This is a genomic window from Pseudomonas syringae pv. cilantro, assembly GCF_001293775.1.
GTDB classification, from domain to species: domain Bacteria; phylum Pseudomonadota; class Gammaproteobacteria; order Pseudomonadales; family Pseudomonadaceae; genus Aquipseudomonas; species Aquipseudomonas syringae_P.
In genome coordinates this window covers 397481-420750 of record NZ_LGLN01000033.1, presented here as the reverse complement: position 1 = coordinate 420750, position 23270 = coordinate 397481, and the positions used below count along the sequence as shown (strand labels likewise).

The window sequence follows — 23270 nt, the reverse complement described above, 5'->3', positions numbered from 1 at the left end:
CACCTGATAACCCGGCAGATCAGAAAAGGAATCGCTCATTAATGCTCCCTTCAAAGGACTGCTTTGGGGTAAGAACCCAGCACCTTCAAGGCAACGGCTTCATGGCTGATCTTCTCCAGTACGGCCTTGACCAGGGGATCCTGATGATGTCCGACGAAGTCGATGAAGAACACGTAGGTCCATTTACCGCTGCGCGACGGACGGGTCTCGATACGCGTCAGGTCCAGGCCACTTTCGTGGAAGGGCACCAGCAGCTCATGAAGCGCGCCCGGTTTGTTGCTCATCGAGACAATGATCGACGTTTTATCATCACCGGTGGGCGGGACTTCCTGATTGCCAATGATAAGGAAGCGCGTCGAGTTATCCGGACGGTCCTCGATTTTTTCTGCCAGACGGGTCAGACCATAGAGCCCCGCCGCCATGTCACCGGCGATGGCCGCCGAGTTCCATTCGCCCTTGACCCGCTTGGCGGCTTCGGCGTTGCTGGCCACAGCAACCCGCTCGACATTCGGGTAGTGCGCGTCCAGCCACTTGCGGCACTGGGCCAGCGACTGGGCGTGGGAGTAGATACGCGAAATACTTTGCGTCTTGGTGCTTTCGCCCACCAGCAAGTGGTGGTGAATACGCAGCTCGACTTCGCCGCAGATCACCATGTCGTGTTCGAGAAAGCTGTCCAGCGTGTGATTGACCGCGCCTTCGGTGGAATTTTCCACCGGGACCACGCCAAAATTCACTGCACCGGCAACCACTTCACGGAACACCTCGTCGATGGCCGCCATCGGCAAACTGATGACCGCATGCCCGAAATGCTTCATGGCCGCCGCTTGGGTAAACGTGCCTTCAGGACCGAGATAGGCAACCTTGAGCGGTTGTTCAAGGGCGAGGCAGGAAGACATGATCTCGCGGAACAGCCGCGCCATCTCTTCGTTGCTCAACGGACCACGGTTACGCTCCATGACCCGCTTGAGGACCGCCGCTTCACGCTCCGGGCGATAGAACACCGGCACCTCGCCTTCTGCCAGCGAGGACATTTTTACACGGGCCACTTCCTGAGCGCAGCGGGCGCGCTCACTGATCAGCTCCAGGACCTTTTCATCGAGGCTGTCGATACGGACGCGAAGCGCCTTGAGTTCTTGCTCGGACATCAGCCGTGCTCCTTCTCGAAGTCTTTCATGTAGGTCACCAACGCGTTGACCGCGTTGAGATCGACCGCATTATAGATGGACGCGCGCATGCCACCGACCGAGCGGTGACCTTTCAGGTTGAGCAGACCGTTCGCCTCGGCCCCCGCCAGAAACGGCTTGTCGAGGCGGGCGTCGGCCAGACGGAACGGGACGTTCATCCACGAGCGGTCGGGCTTGTTGATCGGGTTGCTGTACAGCCCGCTGGCGTCGATGAAGTCATACAGCGTGCGCTGCTTGATGTCATTCAGTTTGCCGATGGCCTCGACGCCGCCCTGCTCTTTGAGCCATTCGAAGACCAGCCCGGACAGATACCAGGCCAGCGTCGGCGGCGTGTTGTACATCGAGCCGTTGTCGGCCGCGACCTTGTAATTGAGCATGGTCGGGCATAGCGAACGCGCGCGACCCAGCAGGTCCTCGCGAATGATCACCACCACGACGCCGCTCGGGCCGATATTCTTCTGCGCACCGGCGTAGATCATGCCGAAACGCGAGATGTCCACCGGACGCGAAAGAATGTCCGAAGACATGTCGGCCACCAACGGCACGTCACCGGTTTGCGGAATCCAGTTGAATTCCAGGCCACCAATGGTTTCGTTTGGTGCGTAGTGAACGTAGGCAGCGTCGCTGGACAGCTTCCACTCGTTCTGGCCGGGAATGGCGAAGTAATCGTAGGCCTTGGCGCTGGCTGCGACGTTGACCGTGCCATAGCGCGAGGCTTCCTCGATTGCCTTCTGCGACCAGATGCCGGTATCGATGTAATCGGCCTTGCCGTCTTCGGGCAGCAGGTTCAGCGCGATTTGTGCGAACTGCTGACTGGCGCCGCCTTGCAGGAACAGCACTTTGTAATTGGAGGGAATGGACAGCAGATCGCGAAAATCCTGCTCGGCCTTGGTGGCGATGGAGACGAACTCGTCGCTGCGATGGCTCATCTCCATGACGGACAGGCCTTTGCCATGCCAGTCGAGGAGCTCCGCCTGGGCACGCAGCAGAACAGCTTCAGGAAGCGCAGCAGGACCTGCGCAGAAGTTAAAGGCTCGCTTGCTCATATCCACTCTCGTCAAATACGTTGGGGCTGTACGTGCTTGTTTCTGGATGCTGCATCACGAGCTGAAAGCTCGTTACGGGAATTCTGATCCGGCTCAGGCTGGCCGAATGCCGCAAGGGCTGGACTTGCCTGCGATGCGGTTGCAATCACAGACGAGCCAGCCCTTACCTGATTTACGTTACAACTCAGTTCTGAGGTTCGTCTTCGTCCGGCGCCGCGTCCGCCTGCAGATCTTCACCTGCGTCATCCGCCTGCGCGTCGGCAACGTCGGCAATCACACCGTCGACAGCTTCTTCACCCTCAAGCTCTTCGCCTTCGACTTCCGATGGCTCCTGAACGCGCTCCAGACCGACCAGTTTCTCATCGCTGGCCAGCTTGATCAGGGTCACACCCTGGGTGTTACGGCCCAGGCTGGAGACTTCGCCGACGCGAGTACGAACCAGCGTGCCCTGGTCGGAAATCAGCATGATTTCCTCGCCATCGAGCACCTGAACTGCACCGACCAGACGGCCGTTACGCTCGTTGCTGACCATGGCTATAACACCCTGACCGCCACGCTTGTACTCGGGGAACTCGGAAATCGCCGTGCGCTTGCCATAACCGCGCTCGGACGCGGTCAGAATCTGGCTGCCTTCTTCCGGGATCAGCATCGAAATCAGCTTCTGGCCTTCCGGCAGACGCATGCCGCGCACACCGCGAGCGGTACGGCCCATGGCGCGAACGTCGGATTCCTTGAAGCGGGTGACCTTGCCGCCGTCGGAGAACAGCATGATTTCCTGCTCGCCATCGGTGATGGCTGCGGAAATCAGGATGTCGCCTTCGTCCAGCTCCAGCGCGATCAGGCCGACGCTACGCTGACGGCTGAAAGCCACCAGCGGGGTCTTCTTGACGGTACCGTTGGCCGTGGACATGAAGATGAACGGAGCCTTCTTCTTGTCAGCGGCCTTGATGCGCGCCTTGCGCTCTTCTTCGGTCTCGCTGCTGTTTTCTGCGTCGTCCAGCTCGCCTTCGAGGGCTTCGCCTTCTTCGTCGGCACGCTTGCGCATGGCTTCGAGGTCGACCGGCAGCATGGTGGTGATGTATTCACCTTCGCTCAACGGCAGCAGGTTGACCAGCGGGCGACCACGGGCCGCGCGGGACGCTTCCGGAATCTCGTAGGTCTTGAGCCAGTACACCTTGCCATTGCTGGAGAACATCAGCAGCGTGGTATGGCTGTTGGCAACCAGCAGGTGAGCGATGTAATCCTCATCTTTGATGCCGGTGGCCGACTTGCCCTTGCCGCCACGGCGCTGCGCCTGGTAGACCGCCAGTGGCTGGGTCTTGGCGTAACCGCCATGGGAAATGGTGACGACACGCTCTTCTTCGGTGATCAGATCACCCAGGGTCAGGTCCAGACGCGCATCGAGAATCTCGGTACGGCGGGCATCGCCGTATTCGGAGCGGATCAGTTCGAGTTCTTCGCGGATCACTTCCATCAGGCGCGTGGCGCTGTTCAGGATGCGGATCAGTTCGCCGATCTGGGTCAGGATTTCCTGATATTCGCCCAGCAGCTTTTCGTGCTCCAGACCGGTCAGGCGATGCAGACGCAGTTCCAGAATGGCCTGGGCCTGTTCAGGCGACAGGAAATACTTGCCATCACGCAGACCGTATTGCGGATCGAGGTTCTCCGGGCGGCAGGAATCGGCACCGGCACGCTCGACCATCTCGACCACCGCGCTCGATTCCCAAGGCGTCTTGATCAGCCCTTCCTTGGCTTCGGCAGGTGTCGGCGAAGCTTTGATCAGCGCGATGACCGGGTCGATGTTGGACAGCGCCACCGCCTGACCTTCAAGGATGTGACCACGCTCACGCGCCTTGCGCAGTTCGAACACAGTACGACGGGTGACCACCTCACGACGGTGTCGGACGAACGCTTCCAGCAGATCCTTGAGGTTCAGGATGCGTGGACGGCCGTCGATCAGGGCAACGATGTTGATGCCGAAAACGCTTTGCAGCTGGGTCTGGGCGTAAAGGTTGTTCAGAACAACCTCAGGCACTTCGCCACGACGCAGCTCGATGACCACGCGCATGCCGTCCTTGTCGGACTCATCGCGCAGCTCGGTGATGCCTTCGAGTTTCTTTTCCTTGACCAGCTCGGCGATCTTCTCGATCAGACGCGCCTTGTTCAACTGGTAAGGCAGCTCGGTAATGACGATCTGCTGGCGACCGCCCACCTTGTCGATATCTTCCACGATGGAACGGGCACGCATGTAAATGCGTCCACGCCCGGTGCGGTAGGCTTCGATGATACCGGCGCGACCGTTGATGATCGCCGCTGTCGGGAAGTCCGGGCCGGGGATGTACTGCATCAGTTCGTCGATCGTCAACTCGGGGTTGTCGATCAGCGCCAGACAACCGTCGATGACTTCACCGAGGTTGTGCGGCGGAATGTTGGTCGCCATGCCCACGGCGATACCACTTGAACCGTTGACCAGCAGGTTGGGAATACGGGTCGGCATGACCGCAGGGATCATTTCCGTGCCGTCGTAGTTCGGCACCCAGTCCACGGTTTCTTTATGCAGGTCGGCCAGCAGTTCGTGGGCCAGCTTGGTCATGCGCACTTCGGTGTATCGCATCGCCGCAGCGTTGTCGCCGTCGACCGAACCGAAGTTGCCCTGGCCGTCTACCAGCAGGTAGCGCAGCGAGAATGGCTGAGCCATACGAACGATGGTGTCGTACACAGCCGTGTCGCCGTGCGGGTGATACTTACCGATCACGTCACCAACCACACGGGCGGATTTCTTGTACGGCTTGTTCCAGTCGTTACCCAGCTCGCTCATAGCGAACAACACGCGCCGGTGCACGGGCTTCAAGCCGTCGCGCGCATCGGGCAGTGCTCGACCGACGATTACGCTCATTGCGTAGTCGAGGTAGGACTGCTTCAGCTCGTCTTCGATATTGACCGGGAGGATTTCTTTGGCCAGTTCGCCCATGAGAAGCCTGATTCCTTTTTCTGGTGAAACCTCATAAATCCATGCGGGATTCACGAAGCTCGCCACTGCCAGCATTTGCAGGCAGCGACTTACGACAAATCAACGAGTTATGCCATGCAGCTACGCAGGGTGGGCGACCACTATCAGTGTCCCCGGAAAGCGCCGGATGTTACCACAATCGCGGAGGTGCTCACATCCTTTGCAGGCGCTGAAAACGAGCCACCTGCGCACAAGACGCCTGAGAGACGCTTACAGGCCCGCGCAGGCGCTCTGCTCAAGTAGCAAGCGGTGCGCCAGACCGTTCAATGCAGATGTTTACGGCTCATCAATTGCGCCATTCGAGCGGTGTCGGGGCGCTCGACGATGCCCTTCTCGGTCACGATTGCGTCGATCAGGTCCGCCGGCGTCACATCGAACACCGGATTGAACGCCTCGACGTTCGCGCCGACCCGCTGCCCGCCGACTTCAAGCAGCTCGCGACCGTCGCGCTCCTCGATGAAAATATCATCGCCACTGGCCATGTCCATGTCGATGGTCGAACTCGGCGCCACGACCATGAAGCGCACACCATGATGCATCGCTGCCACCGCCAGCTGATAAGTGCCGATCTTGTTCGCCACGTCGCCATTGGCGGTGATGCGATCGGCGCCGACGATCACCCAAGTGATGCCTTTGGTGCGCATCAGGTGCGCGGCGGCGGAATCGGCATTGAGGGTCACCGGGATGCCTTCATTGGCCAGCTCCCAGGCGGTCAGCCGCGAACCCTGCAGCCACGGGCGGGTTTCATCGGCGTAGACACGTTCGATCATGCCTTCCAGATGCGCTGCGCGAATCACCCCCAACGCAGTGCCGAAACCGCCGGTGGCGAGCGCACCGGTGTTGCAATGGGTCAGGACGGTCTGCAGATTGCCCTGATGCCTGCGGATCAGGTCGGCACCCAGCTGCGCCATGGTCAGGTTGGCTTCACGGTCACTCAGATGGATTGCCACGGCTTCGGCTTCCAGCGCGACCAGCGGGTCATCACCTTCCTTGACCCGCAGCAGACGGTCACGCATGCGGTTCAACGCCCAGACCAGATTGACCGCGGTCGGACGCGAATCGGTCAGCATCAGAAAATCTTCTTCCAGTGCTGCGTACCAGTCTCCGCCTTCGGCAATCCGCGCACGCGCACTGAGCACCGCGCCATAGGCAGCGCTGATGCCAATGGCTGGCGCGCCCCGCACCACCATTGTGCGAATGGCCTCGGCAACACCCTGCGCAGTGGTGTAGGGGTGCCAGATTTCCTCGAACGGCAGTACCCGCTGATCCAGCAGGTAGAGAGTGCTGTCTCGCCAATCGATGGCCTTTACTTTCTCCGCAGCCAACAGTCGATCGCGCATCGCCAACTCCATCTTGAACATCCGAAACTCAGCATCAAAAGCGGCTGATTATAGCGAGCCGTCCGCGAAGACGCTCGGGTATACTTCGTCATCAACGTAATAAGCTCTGGAAACCTTCTCATGCCGAACGCCACGCCACCGCTTGACCTTTTGCTCCTGCCCGCCTGGCTGGTGCCGGTCGAGCCCGCAGGCGTGGTATTCAAGGACCACGGCATCGGCATTCGCGACGGTTGCATCGTCTATATCGGTCCACGGGCCGAGGCGTTGCGGCAGAATGCGGTAGAGGTCCGGGAGCTGCCCGGCATGCTGCTCAGCCCCGGCCTGATCAACGCCCACGGTCACGCGGCGATGACCCTGTTTCGCGGCCTGGCCGATGATCTGCCGCTGATGACCTGGCTGCAAGACCATATCTGGCCTGCCGAAAGCAAATGGGTGGATGAAGATTTCGTGAGTGACGGCACCGATCTGGCCATTGCCGAACAGCTAAAGGGCGGTATCACCTGTTTCTCGGACATGTATTTCTACCCCAAGGTCGCGGCCGAACGTGTCCATGCCAGCGGTATGCGCGCACAGATCACCGTGCCCGTGCTGGACTTCCCGATTCCGGGCGCTCGCACCACGGACGAAGCCCTGCACAACGGCATAGAGCTGTTCAACGACCTCGCCCATCACCCGCGCATCAAAATCGCCTTTGGCCCGCATGCGCCTTATACCGTCGGTGACGACAACCTGGAAAAAGTCCGGGTCATCGCCGATGAGCTGGACGCCATGATCCAGATGCATGTGCACGAGACCGCGTTCGAAGTCGAACAGGCTGTCGAGCAACGCCAAGAGCGCCCCCTCGCCCGCCTGCACCGCCTGGGCATGCTCGGCCCGCGCTTTCAGGCCGTGCACATGACGCAAATCAGCGATGACGACCTGGAACTGCTGGTGGAAAGCAACTCCAGCGTGATCCATTGCCCCGAGTCCAACCTGAAACTGGCCAGTGGCTTCTGCCCGGTCGAGCGACTATGGCAGGCCGGTGTGAACGTTGCAGTGGGCACCGACGGCGCGGCCAGCAACAACGATCTGGATCTGCTCGGCGAAACCCGCACCGCTGCCCTGCTCGCCAAGGCTGTCGCCGGTTCAGCCACGGCGCTGGATGCCCACCGGGCCTTGCGCATGGCCACCCTGAACGGCGCGCGGGCGCTTGGCATGCAGGACGAAACCGGCTCGCTGGAGCTCGGCAAGGCAGCCGACATGGTCGCTTTCGACTTGTCCAGGCTGGCCCAGCAACCGATCTATGACCCGGTATCCCAGCTTATATATGCCACCGGCCGCGATTGCGTGAGCCACGTCTGGGTCGCGGGCAAACAGCTGCTTGACCACGGCCGCCTGACCCGGATGGACGAGCAGGCTCTGTGCGAAACCGCCATTGCCTGGGGCAGGCGCATTGCAGGCAAGGCTGAATAACACAGCCGGATCGAACACATGACGGTCAGGCTTATCTATATTCTGACTGATGAAACGAATTTCGAGTTCAAGAGGGACACCCATGAGCAACGTCGACCGCGCAGAAATCGCCAAATTCGAGGCCCTGGCCCATCGCTGGTGGGACCGCGAAAGCGAATTCAAGCCGCTGCATGACATCAACCCGCTGCGCGTCAACTGGATCGACGAACGCGTCAATCTGGCAGGCAAAAAGGTGCTGGACGTCGGTTGCGGCGGCGGCATCCTCAGTGAAGCGATGGCGCTGCGTGGCGCAACCGTGACCGGGATCGACATGGGCGAGGCACCGCTGGCTGTGGCGCAACTGCATCAGCTGGAGTCCGGCGTGAGCGTCGAATACCGACAGATCACCGCCGAGGACATGGCTGAAGAAATGCCTGAGCAGTTCGACGTGGTGACGTGCCTGGAAATGCTCGAGCACGTGCCTGACCCGTCTTCGGTGATTCGCGCCTGCTACCGCATGGTCAAGCCGGGGGGCCAGGTATTTTTCTCGACCATCAACCGCAACCCCAAGGCTTATCTGTTTGCCGTGATCGGCGCGGAATACATTCTGGGCCTGCTGCCGCGCGGCACCCATGACTTCAAGAAATTCATTCGCCCCTCGGAACTGGGTGCCTGGAGCCGCGATGCGGGCCTTGAAGTCAAGGACATCATCGGCCTGACCTACAACCCGCTGACCAAGCATTACAAGCTGGCCTCCGACGTAAGCGTCAACTACATGATCCAGACCCTGCGGGAGGCATAAGCCATGCGCTTGAGAGCGGTCTTATTCGACATGGACGGCACCCTGCTCGACACCGCGCCGGACTTCATTGCCATTGCTCAGGCGATGCTGGCCGATCGCGGCCTTCCGGCAGTGGCGGACAAACTGATTCGCGACGAAATCTCGGGGGGCGCCAAAGCCATGGTCGCCGCCGCTTTTGCCCTGGCGCCCGAAGCACCGGAGTTTGAGGCCTTGCGCCTGGAGTTTCTGGAGCGCTACCAGCGTGACTGCGCCACCCACAGCAGGCTGTTCGACGGCATGCCCGAGCTGTTGGCCGATATCGAAAAAGCCGGGCTGATCTGGGGCGTCGTGACCAACAAGCCGGTGCGCTTCGCCCAGCCGATCATGGAGCAACTCAAACTCTCCGAGCGTTCGGCGGTGTTGATCTGCCCGGATCACGTCACGCATAGCAAACCGCACCCTGAGCCGATGATTCTGGCCTGCAAGCTGCTCGACCTCGACCCGGCCAGTGTGCTGTTCGTCGGCGACGACCTGCGTGATATCGAATCCGGGCGCGATGCAGGCACCAAAACCGCTGCCGTGCGTTACGGCTACATCCATCCCGATGACAACCCGGATCACTGGGGTGCCGACGTGGTGGTCGATCATCCGCTGGAACTGCGCAAGGTGCTGGATAACGCGCTGTGCAGCTGCTGAGCAGCCCCCCTAAGTTGAGGCCTGAAATGTTTGATTATTCCGCCCGCCCCGGCCTGCTCGCAGACCGGATCATTCTGGTGACCGGCGCCGGTCGTGGCATCGGTGCTGCAGCGGCCAGAAACTACGCTGCTCTGGGTGCAACCGTCTTGCTGCTGGGCAAGACCGAAGCCAATCTCGCCCGGGTCCGGGATCAGATCCTGGCCGCCGGCCAGCCGCAACCAAAGATCATTCCGTTCGACCTGGAAAGCGCCGGGCCGGCTCGGTATGACGAGCTGGCAACCCTGATCGACAGTGAATTCGGTCGGCTTGACGGCCTGCTGCACAACGCATCGATCATTGGCCCGCGCACGCCGCTGGAGCAATTGTCCGGTGAAGACTTCATGCAGGTCATGCACATCAACGTCAATGCCACCTTTATGCTGACCCACGCGCTGCTGCCGTTGCTCAAACGCTCGGCCGACGCCTCGATAGCCTTCACCTCCAGCAGTGTAGGCCGCAAGGGTCGTGCGCAATGGGGCGCCTACGGCGTATCGAAATTTGCCACTGAAGGGCTGATGCAAACCCTGGCAGACGAACTGCAGGACGTCACCACGGTTCGCGCCAACAGCATCAACCCCGGCGCGACCCGCACTGACATGCGCGCATTAGCCTATCCAGACGAAAACCCGCTGAACAATCCGACTCCTGAGGAGATCATGCCGGTCTACCTTTACCTGATGGGGCCGGACAGCAAAGGCATCAACGGGCAGGCGTTGAACGCTCAATAGGCTGCAGTGCATTCGCAAGACAGTCGTCCCGGATTGCAGACCCGATCGGATCGGGTCAGAAAACTGGCGCTGTCAGACAGGCAGAGTTTGCCAAGCCATTGATTTTTAATATGCTCGCCTCACTGAACCGAATGGTCGGCATGTCGCTCTAACCCAGCCAAGCCAGCGATATGTGCTGAGGAGCGATGAAATGAATTCTCCTACCCAGACCCATGCGATCGATTTCGATACGGCTGAGTTGCAGCGACTCGGTTTTCGAGATCGGCCCAACGCCACACTTGCACCCCCGTCACTGCCCGAGCTGGTCCACCAGCTCGGGCGCCAATTGCAGACCAGTCTGGAAGCAGAGCGGATACTCACGCTGTTTTTTCAGGGCGTGCAACGGCTGATGCCCCTGAGCGGCCTGGTCTATCGTCATGTTGAAAGTGACCTGCACCTGTGTCTGGGAGAAACCGCGTCCGACAGCGCAAGGTTCCGCCTGCGCCATGAAGGCGAATGCATCGGCGAGGTGGAGTTTCAAAGCGCGCAGCCTTTCGACAGCCGCCAGTTGAGTGACCTGGAATCGCTGCTGGCATGCCTGCTGTACCCGTTGCTCAATGCGCTGTTGTACCGGATTGCTACTCAGAGTGCGCTTCGCGACCCGCTGACCAATACCGGCAATCGCATTGCCATGGATCAGAATCTGGCCCGGGAAATCGAGATTTCGCGGCGCCACAAGCAGCCGTTGTCGCTGCTGATGCTCGATATCGATCACTTCAAGCGAGTGAACGACGACTACGGGCATTACACAGGTGATGAAGTATTGAAAACGGTCGCGCACAGCCTGAAAGCACAGCTGCGCAACATCGACCGCGTGTTCCGCTATGGCGGAGAAGAATTCGTGGTCATTCTGTCGAACACCAGCGCCGATGCGGCGCAGATGGTCGGCGAACGCCTGCGCCGGGCGGTGCGCAGTCTGGAATTTCGCGAACTCGACCCGGCCCTGACCATGACCGTCAGCCTTGGCTGCTCGACGCTGTTGCCGACGGAAACCGCCGACAGCCTGTTGCGCCGCGCCGACAACGCTCTGTATGTCGCCAAGCGCCAGGGCCGCAACCGACTTGCCATGGCCAGTTAGCCAGCCCTCTCTGCACTGCCTGTCCTCAGACTTCCATTTCGGCCACACGACCGCGAGGGGACTTCACCTTCTCCAGTTGCATGCAGCGTTCCAGAAACAGATACATATAGTCGTAGCTCTTGGTGATCGCCTGACGCAACTCGGCCTGCAATTGCGTGCTCGGCTTGCTGCCCACCAGCGTGCAGATGATTTCCAGCGCCTCCCAAGGGTGCGCATCATCGTACTGGGCATGCATCTTGAGCCATTTCATGGCTTTCTTACGGGCCTCTTCAGGAAAGGCCTCGGCATAGACGCCAGTCGAACATACCACCGCCGACCACTCGCCTGTCGCCCCTTCAATTGCGTAGTTGGTTGCCGCCATGGCAACTGCCAGCGAATCCGAAGAGCTGGTCTGCCAGCACCAGTGGCTCAGCGCGTGCAGCTCGGGTGCAACCTTCTGATCATGCAGGTCTTCAAGGGTTACACCATGGGCAGCGCACCAGTTCACCCAGTAGTCGGCATGATTGAGTTCGACGCGGATATTACGCATCAGCCAGCGGCGCGCCATGTCTTCACCGGGATGACGACCGAAACGGGTCTTGGTCAGGTTTTTGGCCATGTACACCGCAAATTGCTCGACCACCGGCCAGCCGCCGATCAGGTACTGGCGCATGATGACGGGACTGAGCGTTGCATCACGCATTTGCTGATACAGCTCGTGTTCGACCACGCGCGCCTTGGCAGCGCTGCAATCCTTGATCAGCTGCTGTGCCCAGACGGGATAACTACTGGCTTCCATGAGCGGACCGGTTCTTTCGAAAGTGTCGATCACTGTGTAGCTCCTTATAAAAGTTTGCGACTGGTTTAACGTAGCGTTCCTGGCGCGCCGAACATCAAGGGATCAGGGCGTACGGGCTCAATGTACAGACTTTCACACGTAAACAGCTCGGGGCGTCCGATCAGATAGCCTTGTGCAAAATCCACGCCCATTTCCTGCAATGCGGATTCGATCTGCGGCGTTTCAACGAACTCGGCAATCGTGAGCTTGCCCATGACATGGCCGATGTTATTAATGACCTCAACCATCGCCCGGTTGATCGGATTGTCGAGCATATCCTTTACAAAACTGCCATCGATTTTCAAAAAGTCCACTGGAAGATGCTTCAGGTACGCAAAAGAAGACATCCCGGAGCAGAAATCGTCCAGAGAAAACAGACAGCCCAGCGCTTTCAACTCGTTGATGAATCGAATCGCACTTCCCAGATCGGCAATAGCACTGGTCTCAGTGATTTCAAAGCAGATCATGTCGGGCGCGATATTGTAGGTAGCGAATTGCAGTTTCAGGTATTCGAGAAAAGTATCGTCACCGATGCTGGTACCGGACAGATTGATTGCACACAGGGCTTGCGGTGCCTTGTGACGGTCATCGCTTGTGCATTCGGCGATGATTTTGAATACATTGCGCACCACCCAGCGATCCAGCGTACTCATCAGGCCATAACGCTCGGCCGCCGGAATGAAACTGTCCGGAGCCACCATCCTTCCCGACTCGTCCCGCAGCCGCAGAAGAATTTCAATATGCCGGACTCCGTCGCCGGATTCCTTGATCGACGCGATTTCCTGTGCGTACAGACAAAAGCGATTTTCCTCGATGGCCATGCGCAAACGCTGTATCCAGGCCATTTCGCCAAAGCGTATCGACAGCGTCAGGTCATCGATACTGTAGACCTGAACCCGGTTGCGACCCTTCTCCTTGGCCATGTAGCAGGCCATATCAGCCGCTGACAGCGAGGATTCCAGCGTGGCGGAGTCTTCATCCAAATGGACAAGACCGATACTGACAGTAGTCATGAATGGTCGACCTTTCCACATGAAATGCAGACTCTGCACAATCTGACGCAAGACCTCGGCGATGTCGTGAGCCGTATTCGGCGGGCAATCGACCAACAACACGCCAAACTCGTCGCCCCCCAGACGGGCCAGCGTGTCGCCTTCACGCAATCCCTGCGGGAGCGCTTTGCACAGCTTGCCCAACAGTTCGTCACCGGCAGCGTGACCGCCGGTATCGTTGACCAGCTTGAATTGGTCGAGATCGAGAAACATCAGGCAATGGCTGCCTGTCCCGACATCGTCGAGGACCAGTTGCAGACGACGCTCGAACTCGCTGCGGTTCACCAGCCCGGTCAACGGGTCATGGGCTGCCTGCCAGGAAAGTTCGGCAATGTACTGATGTTCCTGGGTCATATCGTGCAACACGAGCACCGCACCACTGACCATGTCGTCCGCGTAGATCGGCGTGCCGACCAGCGCGACCGACACCGTGCTGCCGTCGAGTCGCTGGATCAGTTTGCTGTTGGCGCTGCCGCCCTTGAGTTTACCGGCGAGTATCTGGTCGATCAGCGTCGCACTGTCGCGCTGATCGTTCTCATCCACCAGATTGAACAATGCGGCCAGCGGCAACCCGCATGCCTGCGCGCTTTGCCAGTGGGTCAGCCCTTCTGCCGCCGGGTTCATGTAGACGATGGTACCGGCCATGTCGGTGCTGATGACCCCGTCGCCAATCGACTCGAGGGTGATCTGCGCGCGCTCTTTTTCCAGCACCAGCGCGTCGGCGAACAGTCTTCGCTGAGCAATCAGTCGACGTACGCGCAGCAACGCCAGCAGAATCAGCAGCACGGCAGTGATCAGATTGACCGCCACCAGCAATTTCAGAATGACGCGTGACCCTTCACCCAGCGCATCGCTGAATGCGCGGGCGGCGGGCGTGACGCTTTCGTTGATGTCGTTGATCTGCACCCGCCACCTGGCGATCTCGGCGGGGCTGACATTGCCTTCCGTGACGCGGGCATGAATCTGCCGGGCCAGTTCATCGAGCTGCATGAGGTAGCCGTCACCCACGGCCCAGAAGTGAATGGCCTGCTTCATGAAGCTGAAATCACGAAAATTCAGGTACATCCAGATGACGCCATTCACGTCATCCGGATGATTGCCACCCTGAATGATCCCAGCCCGCGCATCGGCTAACGAGGGCTTGGGCCGATCCAGCGCTTCACGCAAGGCATGGCCACCCTGCGGCACGGCAAAGGCGCTCTGATACTTCAGGTAATCACGTTCGTCGTGCCAGTTGGCGTACAGACTCAGGTAATGAATGGCGTCTTTCTGGCCCTTGGACCAGAGACTTTCGCCCACTGCGTAGCTGCGCACAGCTGACATCGTGTAGAGGCTGACGCAGCCCAGCAACGCCTGGAACAGCGCGACTGCAATGAAAGGCCATACGATGCCCAGTAGACGGGGCCTGGTGAAGGTCCATGCTTGCTTCATGGGTTTCAAGTCAACGTGCCTGAATAAACGTCTAGCGCAGAGACTAGGCTAAATTCAGCCATGATGGCAGTTGAATCTCCCGGAAATGAGCGCGAGCGTTTGCCCATCAGATTTGCTGCAGATGCCCGTACAGTTTTGCATACAGACCTCCATCGGCAATCAACTGCTGATGGTCGCCGTCTTCGACGATACGCCCACCGTCGAAGACCAGTACGCGGTCAGCCTGTTTAACGGCAGACAGACGATGCGCAATGATCAGCGTCGTGCGGCTGCGCAGAAACCTCGCCAGCGCCTGATGCAGGTTGTATTCGGTCGCCGCATCCAGCGCAGACGTTGCCTCGTCGAGAATCACCACTCTCGGATCGGACAACACCATGCGCGCGATCGCCAAACGTTGGCGCTGGCCGCCCGACAGGCGCACGCCGGAACGCCCGAGTACGCTGTCCAGGCCCTTGGGCATCTCTCGAATAGCCGATTCCAGCTGTGCGACGTCGAGCGCCCGCCAGCAAGCCTCATCCGTGCAATCACGGCCCATGGTCAGGTTGGCGCGCACGGTATCGTTGAATAGCGCCGGATGCTGCAGCACCACGGCGACGTTCTCGCGAACGGTCTCCAGGCCGATATCCTGCTGACTGACCCCGCCAAAGCGAATGACCCCGGTGCGGGCGGTGTACAGCCCGAGCAGCAGTTGCACAAGTGTGCTTTTACCGCCGCCGCTGGCACCGACAATTGCGACCTTTTCGCCCGGCGCGATGTTCAGGTTCAGTTGATCCAGCACCAGGTCATCGCCGTAGCCGAAACTCAAGCCGCGCACTTCGATACCGACCGTCTCCTGCCCTGCGAACGGGTCAGTGCCGCCCGCATACTGCGGCTCGTCAGCCCGCGCCAGCAGCTCGTTGATACGTGTCAATGCACCGCCCGCCGCGTAGTAGGCGTATTGCAGATTCAGCAATTGCTCAACCGGCGTCATCATGAACCACAGGTAACTGAACACCGCCAGCATCTGGCCGATGGACAAGTCCGAGAACAGTACGGTAAGCATTGCCGCCGCGCGAAAGATATCGATACCGAACTGAAACAGCAGCCCGCTGGCCCGCCCGGACGCGTCGCTTTTCCATTGCGAGTTGATCGCGTAATCGCGCACTTCCTGCGCTCGCAACCCCAGGCGACCGAGGAAAAAGCCCTGCCGATTGCCCGCGCGCACTTCCTGAATCGCCTCCAGCGTTTCGCTCAACGCCTGGGTGAAGCGCGATGTGCTGTCGTTCTCCAGCTTCTTCAGGTGCTTGACCCGCTTGCCGAGCTTCACAGTGAGCAGAATCACCAGCGGGTTGAACAGCATGATCAGCAGCGCAAGCTTCCAGTGCATCCACATCAGAATGCCCGCAGTGCCGGCCAGAGTCAGCGTGGCGACCAGCAGGCGGCTGAGGGTTTCGCCGACAAACCTGTCCAGCGTGTCGAGGTCGGTGACCAGATGGGTGGTCACCGTGCCGCTGCCCAGGCTTTCATATTCGCGCAGAGAAATGCGCTTGAGGCGCTCGATCAAGCGCAGCCGGATACGATAAACGATGTCCTTGGCCAGACCGGCGAATAACCTCGCCTGCAACACGTTGAACACCAGCGCCCCGACACGCAGCAGCAGGGTCAGCACCAGCATCAGGCCGATGTAACCGACAGCCTTTTGCAGGCTGTCAGGCAGCAGGTGATCCATGACTTTCAGCGCCGCATCGCCGCGCCCCAGCAGCACCTCGTCAACCAGCAACGGCAGCAGCAACGGAATCGGCACGCTGCACAGCGTCGCCAGAACCGCCACACCGTTGGCCAGCCACAGCGACTTTTTGTGGCGCAACGCCAGGCGCCGGATCTCGGCCCAGCTCAGTGCATCGGTGCGACTGGACGAGGCCCCGTCAGACGAAGTTTCACTCACTGGCAGCACGCTCGAGCCAGCGCCCCAACAAGGGCGAAAGGTCGCCAAGCGGCTGATAACCGTTGGTCAGCAGTGCCAGTTGACCGTTGCGTTCGGCGAGCAGGGTCGGGAACCCGGCGATGCCCAGGTCCTGCGCCCAGGTGAAGTCAGCCGCGGTCGCCGCCTGCTGCTCACGACTTTCAAACGCATCGGCAAAGGCCTGCCGCGACAGGCCTGTCTGTTCGGCCAGCTCGGCCAGCAGCGAAGGCAGCGTCACGTCCCGCCCCTGGGTGTAGAACGCCTGCTGAATCAGCCCGACCAGCGCCCAGGCCCGGTCCGGGTCGAGATAGCGTGCAGCAGTGACCGCCAGACAGGCCGGCGTGGTGTCGTAGATGAAACCTTCAGGCAAGGCGCCTTCATGCTGAAAAGGCTGGCCGGTCGCCTCTTCAACGGCACGCCAGTGCTCAAGAATGTAACGCCGCTTGGCGGGCTCCAGCGCTACCGTGCCGGAGCGCAAGCCGCCCATCACCAGATGCAGAGGCACGCCCGCCGCCCGAGCCTTCTGCACCAGCGCATCGGCCACCGGCGCGAAGCCCCAGCACCAGGAACACATGGGGTCCATGACATAGATCAGGCGGGCGGACATGGCTCAGGCCTCGGATGGCAGACGATAGTTGCGCCCGATAGGGTGGGGCTGATTGCGAGCCTTGGCCAGTTCGATCTGCTTTTGCCGGTCGATGGCGCTGCGGCGGGTCTTCTCGCTCAGCGAGTCCCAGCAATACGGGCAACTGATACCCGGCGAATAGTGCTCACTGGCGCGGTCTTCGGCGCTGATCGGCGTGCGGCAGGCGTGACACTGATCGTAATCACCTTCGGTCAGATCGTGACGCACTGTCACCCGGTTGTCGAACACGAAACACTCGCCCCGCCACTGGCTTTCCTGCTCAGGCACTTCTTCCAGGTACTTGAGAATCCCGCCCTTGAGGTGGTAGACCTCTTCGAAGCCCTCGCCAAGCATGTAGCTCGAGGCTTTCTCGCAACGAATGCCACCGGTGCAGAACATGGCGACTTTCTTGTGCACCGCCGGGTCGAAATGCGCCTTGATGTAGTCCGGAAACTCACGGAACGACGTGGTCTTGGGATCGATTGCGCCTTCGAAGGTGCCGATGGACACTTCGTAATCGTTACGCGTGTCGATCAACAGCACTTCAGGGTCGGTGATCAGGTCGTTCCAGTCTTTCGGCTCGACGTAGGTCCCCACGTTCTTGTTCGGATCAACGCCCTCGACACCCAGGGTCACGATTTCCTTCTTGAGCTTGACCTTGGTGCGGTAGAACGGCTGCTCGTCGCAGTAGGATTCCTTGTGATCGATGTCGATCAGGCGCGGATCGTTCTTCAGCCAGGCCATCAGGCCATCGATGCCTTCGCGGCTGCCGGACACCGTACCGTTGATACCTTCTTCGGCAATCAACAACGTGCCCTTGATACCGTTATCGACCATCGCCTGCAACAGCGGCTCGCGCAGGGCTACGTAATCGCTGAGGGTGACGAACTTGTATAGCGCAGCTACGACGATCGGCTGAGTCATCGGCTCTTGAGTCATGCATCTCTCCAGTGGCGACCCTCGCAAAGGGCCTACCGGGCAAAAATTCCGGACAAAAAAAACGCACCGGCCAGGCGGCGCGGTGCGGATTCTAGCAAAAACCAAACGGGTACAGGCGGGTCAGCGCAGCAAATAATGCCCCTGCAAAAGGGGCAAGATCACCACGCGTGCCCGTCAGTGGCCACCGGCACAGGTGGGTGACGCCGGCGCTGCACTGGTCTTCGCCCACTCTTCCGGGGTGTAGGTGTGCAGTGCCAAAGCATGAAATTCGCCCATCAGACCGCCCAGCGTGGCATAAACCTTCTGGTGCCGTTTGACCGAATTGAGGCCCTGAAACTGGTCACTGACCAGAATCGCTTTGTAGTGCGTCTGCTCGCCCCGGCTGTGCATGTGGCTCTCGTCGAGCACTTGCAGATGGTGCGGTTGCAGCAGCGCGAGTGCCGACTCGATTCGTTTTTGCATGGTCATGGTATGACTCGCCGATCAGGGCTTCTTGGCCGGGGCAGCAGCAGGTGCGGCGGCCTTGGCAGGTTCCAGCTCGGCCGTCATGTCAGCCAGCAGCTTGTTGACGACAGGCACGGCGCTTTCCAGTTTGCTCTGGGTCAGCTGAGCAGATTGCTGAGCGAGCTCAGGCATCTTGGTCATCACTTTCTTGCCCAGTGGCGACTGGTAGAACGCAACCAGGTCCTTCAGCTCGCTTTCGGTGAAATTGGCGGTGTAGAGCTTGACCATTTCAGGCTTGAGCTTGTTCCAGCCAATGGCCTGGTCCAGAGCAGTGTTGGCCTTGGCCTGATAGGTTTCAAGCAGAGCCTTTTTCGATGCAGGCGCCTTGGTTTCAGCGAAACGCTGAGCGAACATCTGCTGAACCTGCGCATAGACCGGAGCGCCCAGGCGATCGGCGTTGGCGAGCTTCAGGAACGTTTCGGCGCTCGCGTTGTGACTGGCGGTGTCGGCGAAGACCTGACCGCTGGCACAGACCAGGGCTACCGCGGTACAGATGGCACGAAGACGGGTCATCGAGTTTCCTTATCTTGCAAACGAGGCTTTACCCCAGGGCCGACCATTCTGCGCTTATGTGGGCTTTTGGCTCAACCCCCGGTTCACCGAGCGGTTAAAAAGCACTGTTCGGGAACCCTGTCTGCTTATGATGACCTAACCCTGCAACGTACTTAAAGGAGTAAGACCTGTGAGCCGCACCGAAACCGACAGCATCGGCCCGATCGAAGTCCCCGAAGACGCCTATTGGGGGGCTCAGACCCAACGCTCACTGATCAACTTTGCGATTGGCGATCAGCGCATGCCGCTGCCCGTGCTGCACGCGCTGACCCTGATCAAGAAGGCTGCCGCGCGGGTCAACAACCGTAACGGCGATCTGCCTGCCGACATCGCCCGCCTGATCGAACAGGCTGCCGACGAGGTGCTCGACGGCCAGCACGACGCGCAGTTCCCGCTGGTCGTCTGGCAGACCGGCAGCGGCACGCAGAGCAACATGAACGTCAACGAAGTGATCGCCGGTCGCGCCAACGAACTTGCGGGTCAAGGCCGTGGCGGCAAGTCGCCGGTTCACCCCAACGACCACGTCAACCGCTCGCAAAGCTCCAACGACTGCTTCCCGACCGCCATGCACATCGCCACCGCTCAGGCGGTCAGGAACAGCCTGCTGCCAGCGATTGCCGAGCTGTCCAGCGGGCTGGCCGAACAGGCCGCCCGGCACATGAAACTGGTCAAGACCGGGCGCACGCACATGATGGACGCGACGCCGATCACCTTTGGCCAGGAGCTGTCAGGCTTCGTTGCCCAACTCGATTACGCAGAAAAAGCCATTCGTGCCGCCCTGCCCGCCGTCTACGAGCTGGCGCAAGGCGGCACCGCTGTCGGCACCGGGCTTAACTCGCCGAAAGGTTTTGCCGAGGCCATCGCGGCAGAACTGGCTGCGTTATCAGGGCTGCCCTTCGTCACGGCGCCCAATAAATTCGCCGCGCTGGCCGGGCACGAACCGCTTGCGGCACTCTCCGGCGCCCTGAAAACCCTGGCCGGGACGCTGATGAAGATCGCCAACGACCTGCGCCTGCTGGGCTCCGGTCCGCGTACCGGGCTGGCAGAAGTCCGCTTGCCAGCCAACGAGCCAGGCAGTTCGATCATGCCTGGCAAGGTCAACCCGACCCAATGCGAAGCGCTGTCGATGCTCGCCTGTCAGGTTATGGGCAACGACGTGACCATCGGCTTTGCGGCCAGTCAGGGCCATCTGCAGTTGAACGTATACAAGCCGGTGATCATTCACAACATTCTGCAATCGATCCGCCTGCTGGCCGACGGCTGCAGCAATTTCAACGAACACTGCATCGCCGGCATGGAGCCGGATGCGGAAAAAATGGCCGAGCACCTGGAACGTGGCCTGATGCTGGTGACTGCACTCAATCCGCACATCGGCTATGACAAGTCCGCACAAATTGCCAAAAAGGCGTATACCGAAGGCCTGACACTGCGCGAAGCATCGCTGGCGCTGGGCTACCTGACCGATGAGGAGTTCGACGCCTGGGTCCGGCCGGAAAAAATGCTCGAGGCAGGCAGCAATGGCTGATGCCAAAAGCGGCGCAACGCCACTGGAAGGCAATGGCAAACGAATCCTGATGGTGTACGGCACGCCGAAAGCCATCAGTTTTTGTCACGCCTTGGGTGACGCCTATGCGCAGGCGGCGCGGGGCGAAGGCCATGTGGTGCGGATCATCAAACTGGGCGAACTGGATTTCGACCCGATTCTGCACCACGGCTACGGCCAGACGCAGACCCTGGAAGCCGACCTGCTCGACGCCCAGCGCCAGATTCACTGGGCGGAACATCTGGTGTTCATCTATCCCGTCTGGTGGGGTGGCCTGCCTGCCCTGCTGACAGGCTTCTTCGACCGGGTGCTGATGCCCGGTTTTGCGTTCAAGACCCACGGCCGCAAGCATGCTTCCAATGAGCTGCTCAAGGGCCGCACCGCGGAATTGCTGGTCGCCATGGACACGCCCGCCCGCTACTTTCACTGGATATACGGCGCACCTGCGCACCGCCAGATGGTCCGCACCATTCTCGGGTTCTGCGGAATAAAGACCAAACGCCTGACCGAGTTCGCCCCGGTGCACAGTGCTACCGAGCAACAGCGTCAGGAGTGGATTTTGCAAGCACAGAGGCTGGGCAAACGCTGACGTTCATTCAACGTTGAACACAAGCCGTCAGGCCTGGGCCAGCCTCGCCTTGCGCGCCCGCAGCCCGGCAATCAGCGAAGGCCCGAGCGCGGTCAGTGCTGACCCCAAAACCACCAGCAGCGCCCCACCATAACCCAGTACATTCAGCTCTTCGGCCTGCACATAATCCGGCCATAACCAGGCGGCGCACGCCACAGCCGCCAGCGTGACCAGAGGTGTCAAAGCGAGCGTGGCACTGACCCGCGACGCTTCCCAATGCGCCAGAGCCTCGGCGAACGCGCCATAAGCGACCAGCGTATTCAGGCAGCAGGCCAGCAGCAACCAGCCCTGCAACGGGCTCAGCGACAAGGCCTCGGCAGGGTGTGCCCACGGCGTGAGCAGCAAGGCGCAGAACAGGTAGATCACCATCATGACCTGCAGCGAATTCCATACGGTCAGCAACTGTTTCTGGCTCAACCCGTAAAACGTCCAGATGGTCGACGCCAGCAGCACAACCAGCACCCCGAGGGTGTAATCACCCAGCGAGGTGAACAGTTCGACCAGACGCTGATTGAAAAACAACCCGAAGCCGATCAACAGCACCAGCAGGCCGATGCCCTGCCCCACGCTGAAGCGCTCCTTGAACAGAAAGATACTGCCGATCAACAGAAAAATCGGCCCGACCTGGACCAGCAATTGCGTGGTGCCCGGGCTCAGCAGGCGCAAGCCGATCAGGTACAGCACGTAGTTGCCGACCAGCCCGAACACCGCCAGCAGCACCAGTATTTTGCCCTTGCGACCCAGCACCTTGAAACTGGGCAGACGCTTGGCCGAAGCCAGCCAGACGAATAACAAAGCGCCAGAGACCAGAAGCCGAAACCAGGTGACAGTCACCGGATCCATCACCTGCAAAACCTGCTTGAGCTTGATAGGCAAAATGCCCCAGAGCAGCGCAGTCAGAAGCGACAGACACAGCCCATAGGCCCGGCGACCAGAAGAAATATGCATCGGAAATCCCGTGAGAAGTGGAACGACAGCATCATTTTAGGCTCTGTACGAAAAGTCGGCGAGCGAAGGTCAGGCAAGGAACGGCCGGGGTCGCGCCCGACTCTACTGGTTGTAAATGAGCATTCCGATCGGACTCGCGCACGAGCCTGTTTTTAACGCAGCATCACCGAGTGTAGCCACTTTGCCTAAGGTGCAATGCAGGAAAGCGATAGCCACAACCGGGCGCGGTTAATGCCGCAAATTGTGTTACCGCCGCTCAACCGCCGTGATTACGTTGATACGTTTCGCTGCCCATCGCTTGAATCTGGCCCTCGATCAAGGCATCGAAGGGCTCAAGCAGCGCGTCGAAGGAACTCGATGCTTCCAGCGCTTGCAAGGCATGCACGATCGCCTCCAGCGTCGACAACGCATCCGGCCCCGGCGCTTTGCGCAACCGATAACGCGACGCCGGCACGTCACTCAGGCTGACGCGCGGCAATGCCGCCAGCAACGGGTTGAGGTGCAGCATTTTTCGCACTTTGCGCCAGGTGCCATCCGGCACGACCAGCAGCATCGGCAGCGACTCACCGGCATAAGGCGTGAGTGTTTCGGCAGTTTCGCCGGGAAACAGCAATCGCGGCTGATAGCCAGGCGGGTTCAACAGCGTGTGCAGATCGTCGAATACCTCACCTATGCGCAACTCTGCGTTGAGCAGCCCCAACGCGGCCAGCCGCGCCGTGTTCAGCGCGTGATTGACCTCACCGGGATGTTGCAGGATAAGCACGCGGGTGCGACTGCCCAATTGCGGGATCAATGCGCACAGACAATAGGCAGTCGGGCGCAGACAACGTTCACAGCGGGCACGGGACATCGATTCTCTCTCGGGCAGCCCTGCGGCAAGGGTCAACAGCGAAGATCCGCATCAGCAGCGGGGATGG

Annotated in this window: 20 protein-coding genes; 7 read left to right on the top strand and 13 right to left on the bottom strand. The window is 60.2% G+C overall.

Features of this window, described 5'->3' with window-relative positions; genetic code table 11:
- Window positions 1–50: 50 nt before the first annotated feature.
- The 4 genes from pheA to mtnA form a co-directional block, all read right to left on the bottom strand.
- The gene (gene pheA / locus ABJ99_RS08845) at window positions 51–1145 is read right to left on the bottom strand and encodes a prephenate dehydratase (RefSeq protein WP_007251444.1); all 1095 of its coding nucleotides are present in this window, start codon (window positions 1143–1145) and stop codon (window positions 51–53) included.
- Window positions 1145–2230: a 3-phosphoserine/phosphohydroxythreonine transaminase gene (gene serC, locus ABJ99_RS08840; protein WP_054085496.1), complete on the bottom strand. Its 1086-nt coding sequence runs from the start codon at window positions 2228–2230 to the stop codon at window positions 1145–1147. The genes pheA and serC overlap by 1 nt, the downstream gene beginning before the upstream one ends.
- Window positions 2231–2414: 184 nt before the next feature.
- Window positions 2415–5201: a DNA gyrase subunit A gene (gene gyrA / locus ABJ99_RS08835; RefSeq protein ID WP_054085495.1), complete on the bottom strand. Its 2787-nt coding sequence runs from the start codon at window positions 5199–5201 to the stop codon at window positions 2415–2417.
- A 302-nt stretch (window positions 5202–5503) separates the two neighbouring features.
- A complete protein-coding gene (gene mtnA, locus ABJ99_RS08830) occupies window positions 5504–6580 on the bottom strand; it encodes an S-methyl-5-thioribose-1-phosphate isomerase (RefSeq protein ID WP_054085785.1) in 1077 nt (358 codons plus the stop codon).
- Between the two features lie 120 nt (window positions 6581–6700).
- On the opposite strand from mtnA, the gene ABJ99_RS08825 reads away from it, so the two are divergent.
- The 5 genes from ABJ99_RS08825 to ABJ99_RS08805 all read left to right on the top strand — a co-directional run bounded on the left by ABJ99_RS08825 (window position 6701) and on the right by ABJ99_RS08805 (window position 11372).
- Window positions 6701–8032, top strand: coding sequence for a TRZ/ATZ family hydrolase (locus ABJ99_RS08825; protein ID WP_054085494.1), 1332 nt, complete (start codon window positions 6701–6703; stop codon window positions 8030–8032).
- A gap of 82 nt (window positions 8033–8114) precedes the next feature.
- On the top strand, window positions 8115–8813 hold the full coding sequence (gene ubiG / locus ABJ99_RS08820) for a bifunctional 2-polyprenyl-6-hydroxyphenol methylase/3-demethylubiquinol 3-O-methyltransferase UbiG (RefSeq protein ID WP_024675842.1): 699 nt from the start codon (window positions 8115–8117) through the stop codon (window positions 8811–8813).
- A 3-nt stretch (window positions 8814–8816) separates the two neighbouring features.
- Window positions 8817–9488: an N-acetylmuramic acid 6-phosphate phosphatase MupP gene (gene mupP, locus ABJ99_RS08815; RefSeq protein ID WP_054085493.1), complete on the top strand. Its 672-nt coding sequence runs from the start codon at window positions 8817–8819 to the stop codon at window positions 9486–9488.
- A gap of 26 nt (window positions 9489–9514) precedes the next feature.
- On the top strand, window positions 9515–10255 hold the full coding sequence (locus ABJ99_RS08810) for a YciK family oxidoreductase (protein ID WP_054085784.1): 741 nt from the start codon (window positions 9515–9517) through the stop codon (window positions 10253–10255).
- A gap of 190 nt (window positions 10256–10445) precedes the next feature.
- A complete protein-coding gene (locus tag ABJ99_RS08805; protein ID WP_054085492.1) occupies window positions 10446–11372 on the top strand; it encodes a GGDEF domain-containing protein in 927 nt (308 codons plus the stop codon).
- A gap of 25 nt (window positions 11373–11397) precedes the next feature.
- Here the strand turns inward: ABJ99_RS08805 and ABJ99_RS08800 are convergent, their stop codons facing one another.
- The 7 genes from ABJ99_RS08800 to ABJ99_RS08770 form a co-directional block, all read right to left on the bottom strand.
- Window positions 11398–12150 carry a TenA family transcriptional regulator gene (locus tag ABJ99_RS08800; protein WP_375232733.1) on the bottom strand — a complete coding sequence of 251 codons (753 nt, stop codon included), beginning with the start codon at window positions 12148–12150 and terminating at the stop codon, window positions 11398–11400.
- 65 nt (window positions 12151–12215) lie between these two features.
- Window positions 12216–14672 carry an EAL domain-containing protein gene (locus ABJ99_RS08795; RefSeq protein WP_054085490.1) on the bottom strand — a complete coding sequence of 819 codons (2457 nt, stop codon included), beginning with the start codon at window positions 14670–14672 and terminating at the stop codon, window positions 12216–12218.
- 106 nt (window positions 14673–14778) lie between these two features.
- Window positions 14779–16596 (bottom strand): ABC transporter ATP-binding protein, encoded by a 1818-nt coding sequence (locus ABJ99_RS08790; protein WP_054085783.1) that lies wholly within the window; start codon window positions 16594–16596, stop codon window positions 14779–14781.
- Window positions 16589–17221: a DsbA family protein gene (locus ABJ99_RS08785; RefSeq protein WP_054085489.1), complete on the bottom strand. Its 633-nt coding sequence runs from the start codon at window positions 17219–17221 to the stop codon at window positions 16589–16591. The genes ABJ99_RS08790 and ABJ99_RS08785 overlap by 8 nt, the downstream gene beginning before the upstream one ends.
- 3 nt (window positions 17222–17224) lie before the next feature.
- Complete coding sequence (trhO, locus tag ABJ99_RS08780) at window positions 17225–18163, bottom strand: oxygen-dependent tRNA uridine(34) hydroxylase TrhO (RefSeq protein ID WP_042913738.1); 939 nt, start codon at window positions 18161–18163, stop codon at window positions 17225–17227.
- Window positions 18164–18352: 189 nt separating this feature from the next.
- On the bottom strand, window positions 18353–18646 hold the full coding sequence (locus tag ABJ99_RS08775) for a BolA family protein (protein WP_054085488.1): 294 nt from the start codon (window positions 18644–18646) through the stop codon (window positions 18353–18355).
- Window positions 18647–18661: 15 nt separating this feature from the next.
- Window positions 18662–19195, bottom strand: a complete 534-nt coding sequence (locus tag ABJ99_RS08770) for a DUF2059 domain-containing protein (RefSeq protein ID WP_007251461.1) — start codon at window positions 19193–19195, stop codon at window positions 18662–18664.
- Window positions 19196–19364: 169 nt separating this feature from the next.
- Between ABJ99_RS08770 and ABJ99_RS08765 the strand changes: the two genes are divergently transcribed.
- Window positions 19365–20759 carry a class II fumarate hydratase gene (locus ABJ99_RS08765; RefSeq protein WP_054085487.1) on the top strand — a complete coding sequence of 465 codons (1395 nt, stop codon included), beginning with the start codon at window positions 19365–19367 and terminating at the stop codon, window positions 20757–20759.
- Window positions 20752–21366, top strand: a complete 615-nt coding sequence (locus ABJ99_RS08760) for an NAD(P)H-dependent oxidoreductase (RefSeq protein WP_054085486.1) — start codon at window positions 20752–20754, stop codon at window positions 21364–21366. The genes ABJ99_RS08765 and ABJ99_RS08760 overlap by 8 nt, the downstream gene beginning before the upstream one ends.
- Window positions 21367–21393: 27 nt before the next feature.
- On the opposite strand, the gene ABJ99_RS08755 is transcribed toward ABJ99_RS08760, so the two are convergent.
- Window positions 21394–22353, bottom strand: a complete 960-nt coding sequence (locus ABJ99_RS08755) for a DMT family transporter (RefSeq protein WP_054085485.1) — start codon at window positions 22351–22353, stop codon at window positions 21394–21396.
- Between the two features lie 256 nt (window positions 22354–22609).
- A complete protein-coding gene (locus ABJ99_RS08750) occupies window positions 22610–23203 on the bottom strand; it encodes a tRNA-uridine aminocarboxypropyltransferase (protein WP_054085484.1) in 594 nt (197 codons plus the stop codon).
- Window positions 23204–23270: the final 67 nt, after the last annotated feature.

What these genes read in the sequence shown, in the direction of transcription:
- ABJ99_RS08825 (WP_054085494.1), top strand. Translation starts at nt 6,701, where the DNA reads ATGCCGAACGCCACGCCACCGCTTGACCTTTTGCTCCTGCCCGCCTGG.
- ABJ99_RS08760 (WP_054085486.1), top strand. Translation starts at nt 20,752, where the DNA reads ATGGCTGATGCCAAAAGCGGCGCAACGCCACTGGAAGGCAATGGCAAA.
- mupP (WP_054085493.1), top strand. Translation starts at nt 8,817, where the DNA reads ATGCGCTTGAGAGCGGTCTTATTCGACATGGACGGCACCCTGCTCGAC.
- pheA (WP_007251444.1), bottom strand. Translation starts at nt 1,145, where the DNA reads ATGTCCGAGCAAGAACTCAAGGCGCTTCGCGTCCGTATCGACAGCCTC.
- gyrA (WP_054085495.1), bottom strand. Translation starts at nt 5,201, where the DNA reads ATGGGCGAACTGGCCAAAGAAATCCTCCCGGTCAATATCGAAGACGAG.
- ABJ99_RS08800 (WP_375232733.1), bottom strand. Translation starts at nt 12,150, where the DNA reads ATGGAAGCCAGTAGTTATCCCGTCTGGGCACAGCAGCTGATCAAGGAT.
- mtnA (WP_054085785.1), bottom strand. Translation starts at nt 6,580, where the DNA reads ATGCGCGATCGACTGTTGGCTGCGGAGAAAGTAAAGGCCATCGATTGG.
- ABJ99_RS08755 (WP_054085485.1), bottom strand. Translation starts at nt 22,353, where the DNA reads ATGCATATTTCTTCTGGTCGCCGGGCCTATGGGCTGTGTCTGTCGCTT.
- ABJ99_RS08805 (WP_054085492.1), top strand. Translation starts at nt 10,446, where the DNA reads ATGAATTCTCCTACCCAGACCCATGCGATCGATTTCGATACGGCTGAG.
- ABJ99_RS08795 (WP_054085490.1), bottom strand. Translation starts at nt 14,672, where the DNA reads ATGAAGCAAGCATGGACCTTCACCAGGCCCCGTCTACTGGGCATCGTA.
- serC (WP_054085496.1), bottom strand. Translation starts at nt 2,230, where the DNA reads ATGAGCAAGCGAGCCTTTAACTTCTGCGCAGGTCCTGCTGCGCTTCCT.
- ABJ99_RS08810 (WP_054085784.1), top strand. Translation starts at nt 9,515, where the DNA reads ATGTTTGATTATTCCGCCCGCCCCGGCCTGCTCGCAGACCGGATCATT.
- ABJ99_RS08750 (WP_054085484.1), bottom strand. Translation starts at nt 23,203, where the DNA reads ATGTCCCGTGCCCGCTGTGAACGTTGTCTGCGCCCGACTGCCTATTGT.
- ABJ99_RS08785 (WP_054085489.1), bottom strand. Translation starts at nt 17,221, where the DNA reads ATGTCCGCCCGCCTGATCTATGTCATGGACCCCATGTGTTCCTGGTGC.
- ABJ99_RS08770 (WP_007251461.1), bottom strand. Translation starts at nt 19,195, where the DNA reads ATGACCCGTCTTCGTGCCATCTGTACCGCGGTAGCCCTGGTCTGTGCC.
- ubiG (WP_024675842.1), top strand. Translation starts at nt 8,115, where the DNA reads ATGAGCAACGTCGACCGCGCAGAAATCGCCAAATTCGAGGCCCTGGCC.
- ABJ99_RS08775 (WP_054085488.1), bottom strand. Translation starts at nt 18,646, where the DNA reads ATGACCATGCAAAAACGAATCGAGTCGGCACTCGCGCTGCTGCAACCG.
- trhO (WP_042913738.1), bottom strand. Translation starts at nt 18,163, where the DNA reads ATGACTCAGCCGATCGTCGTAGCTGCGCTATACAAGTTCGTCACCCTC.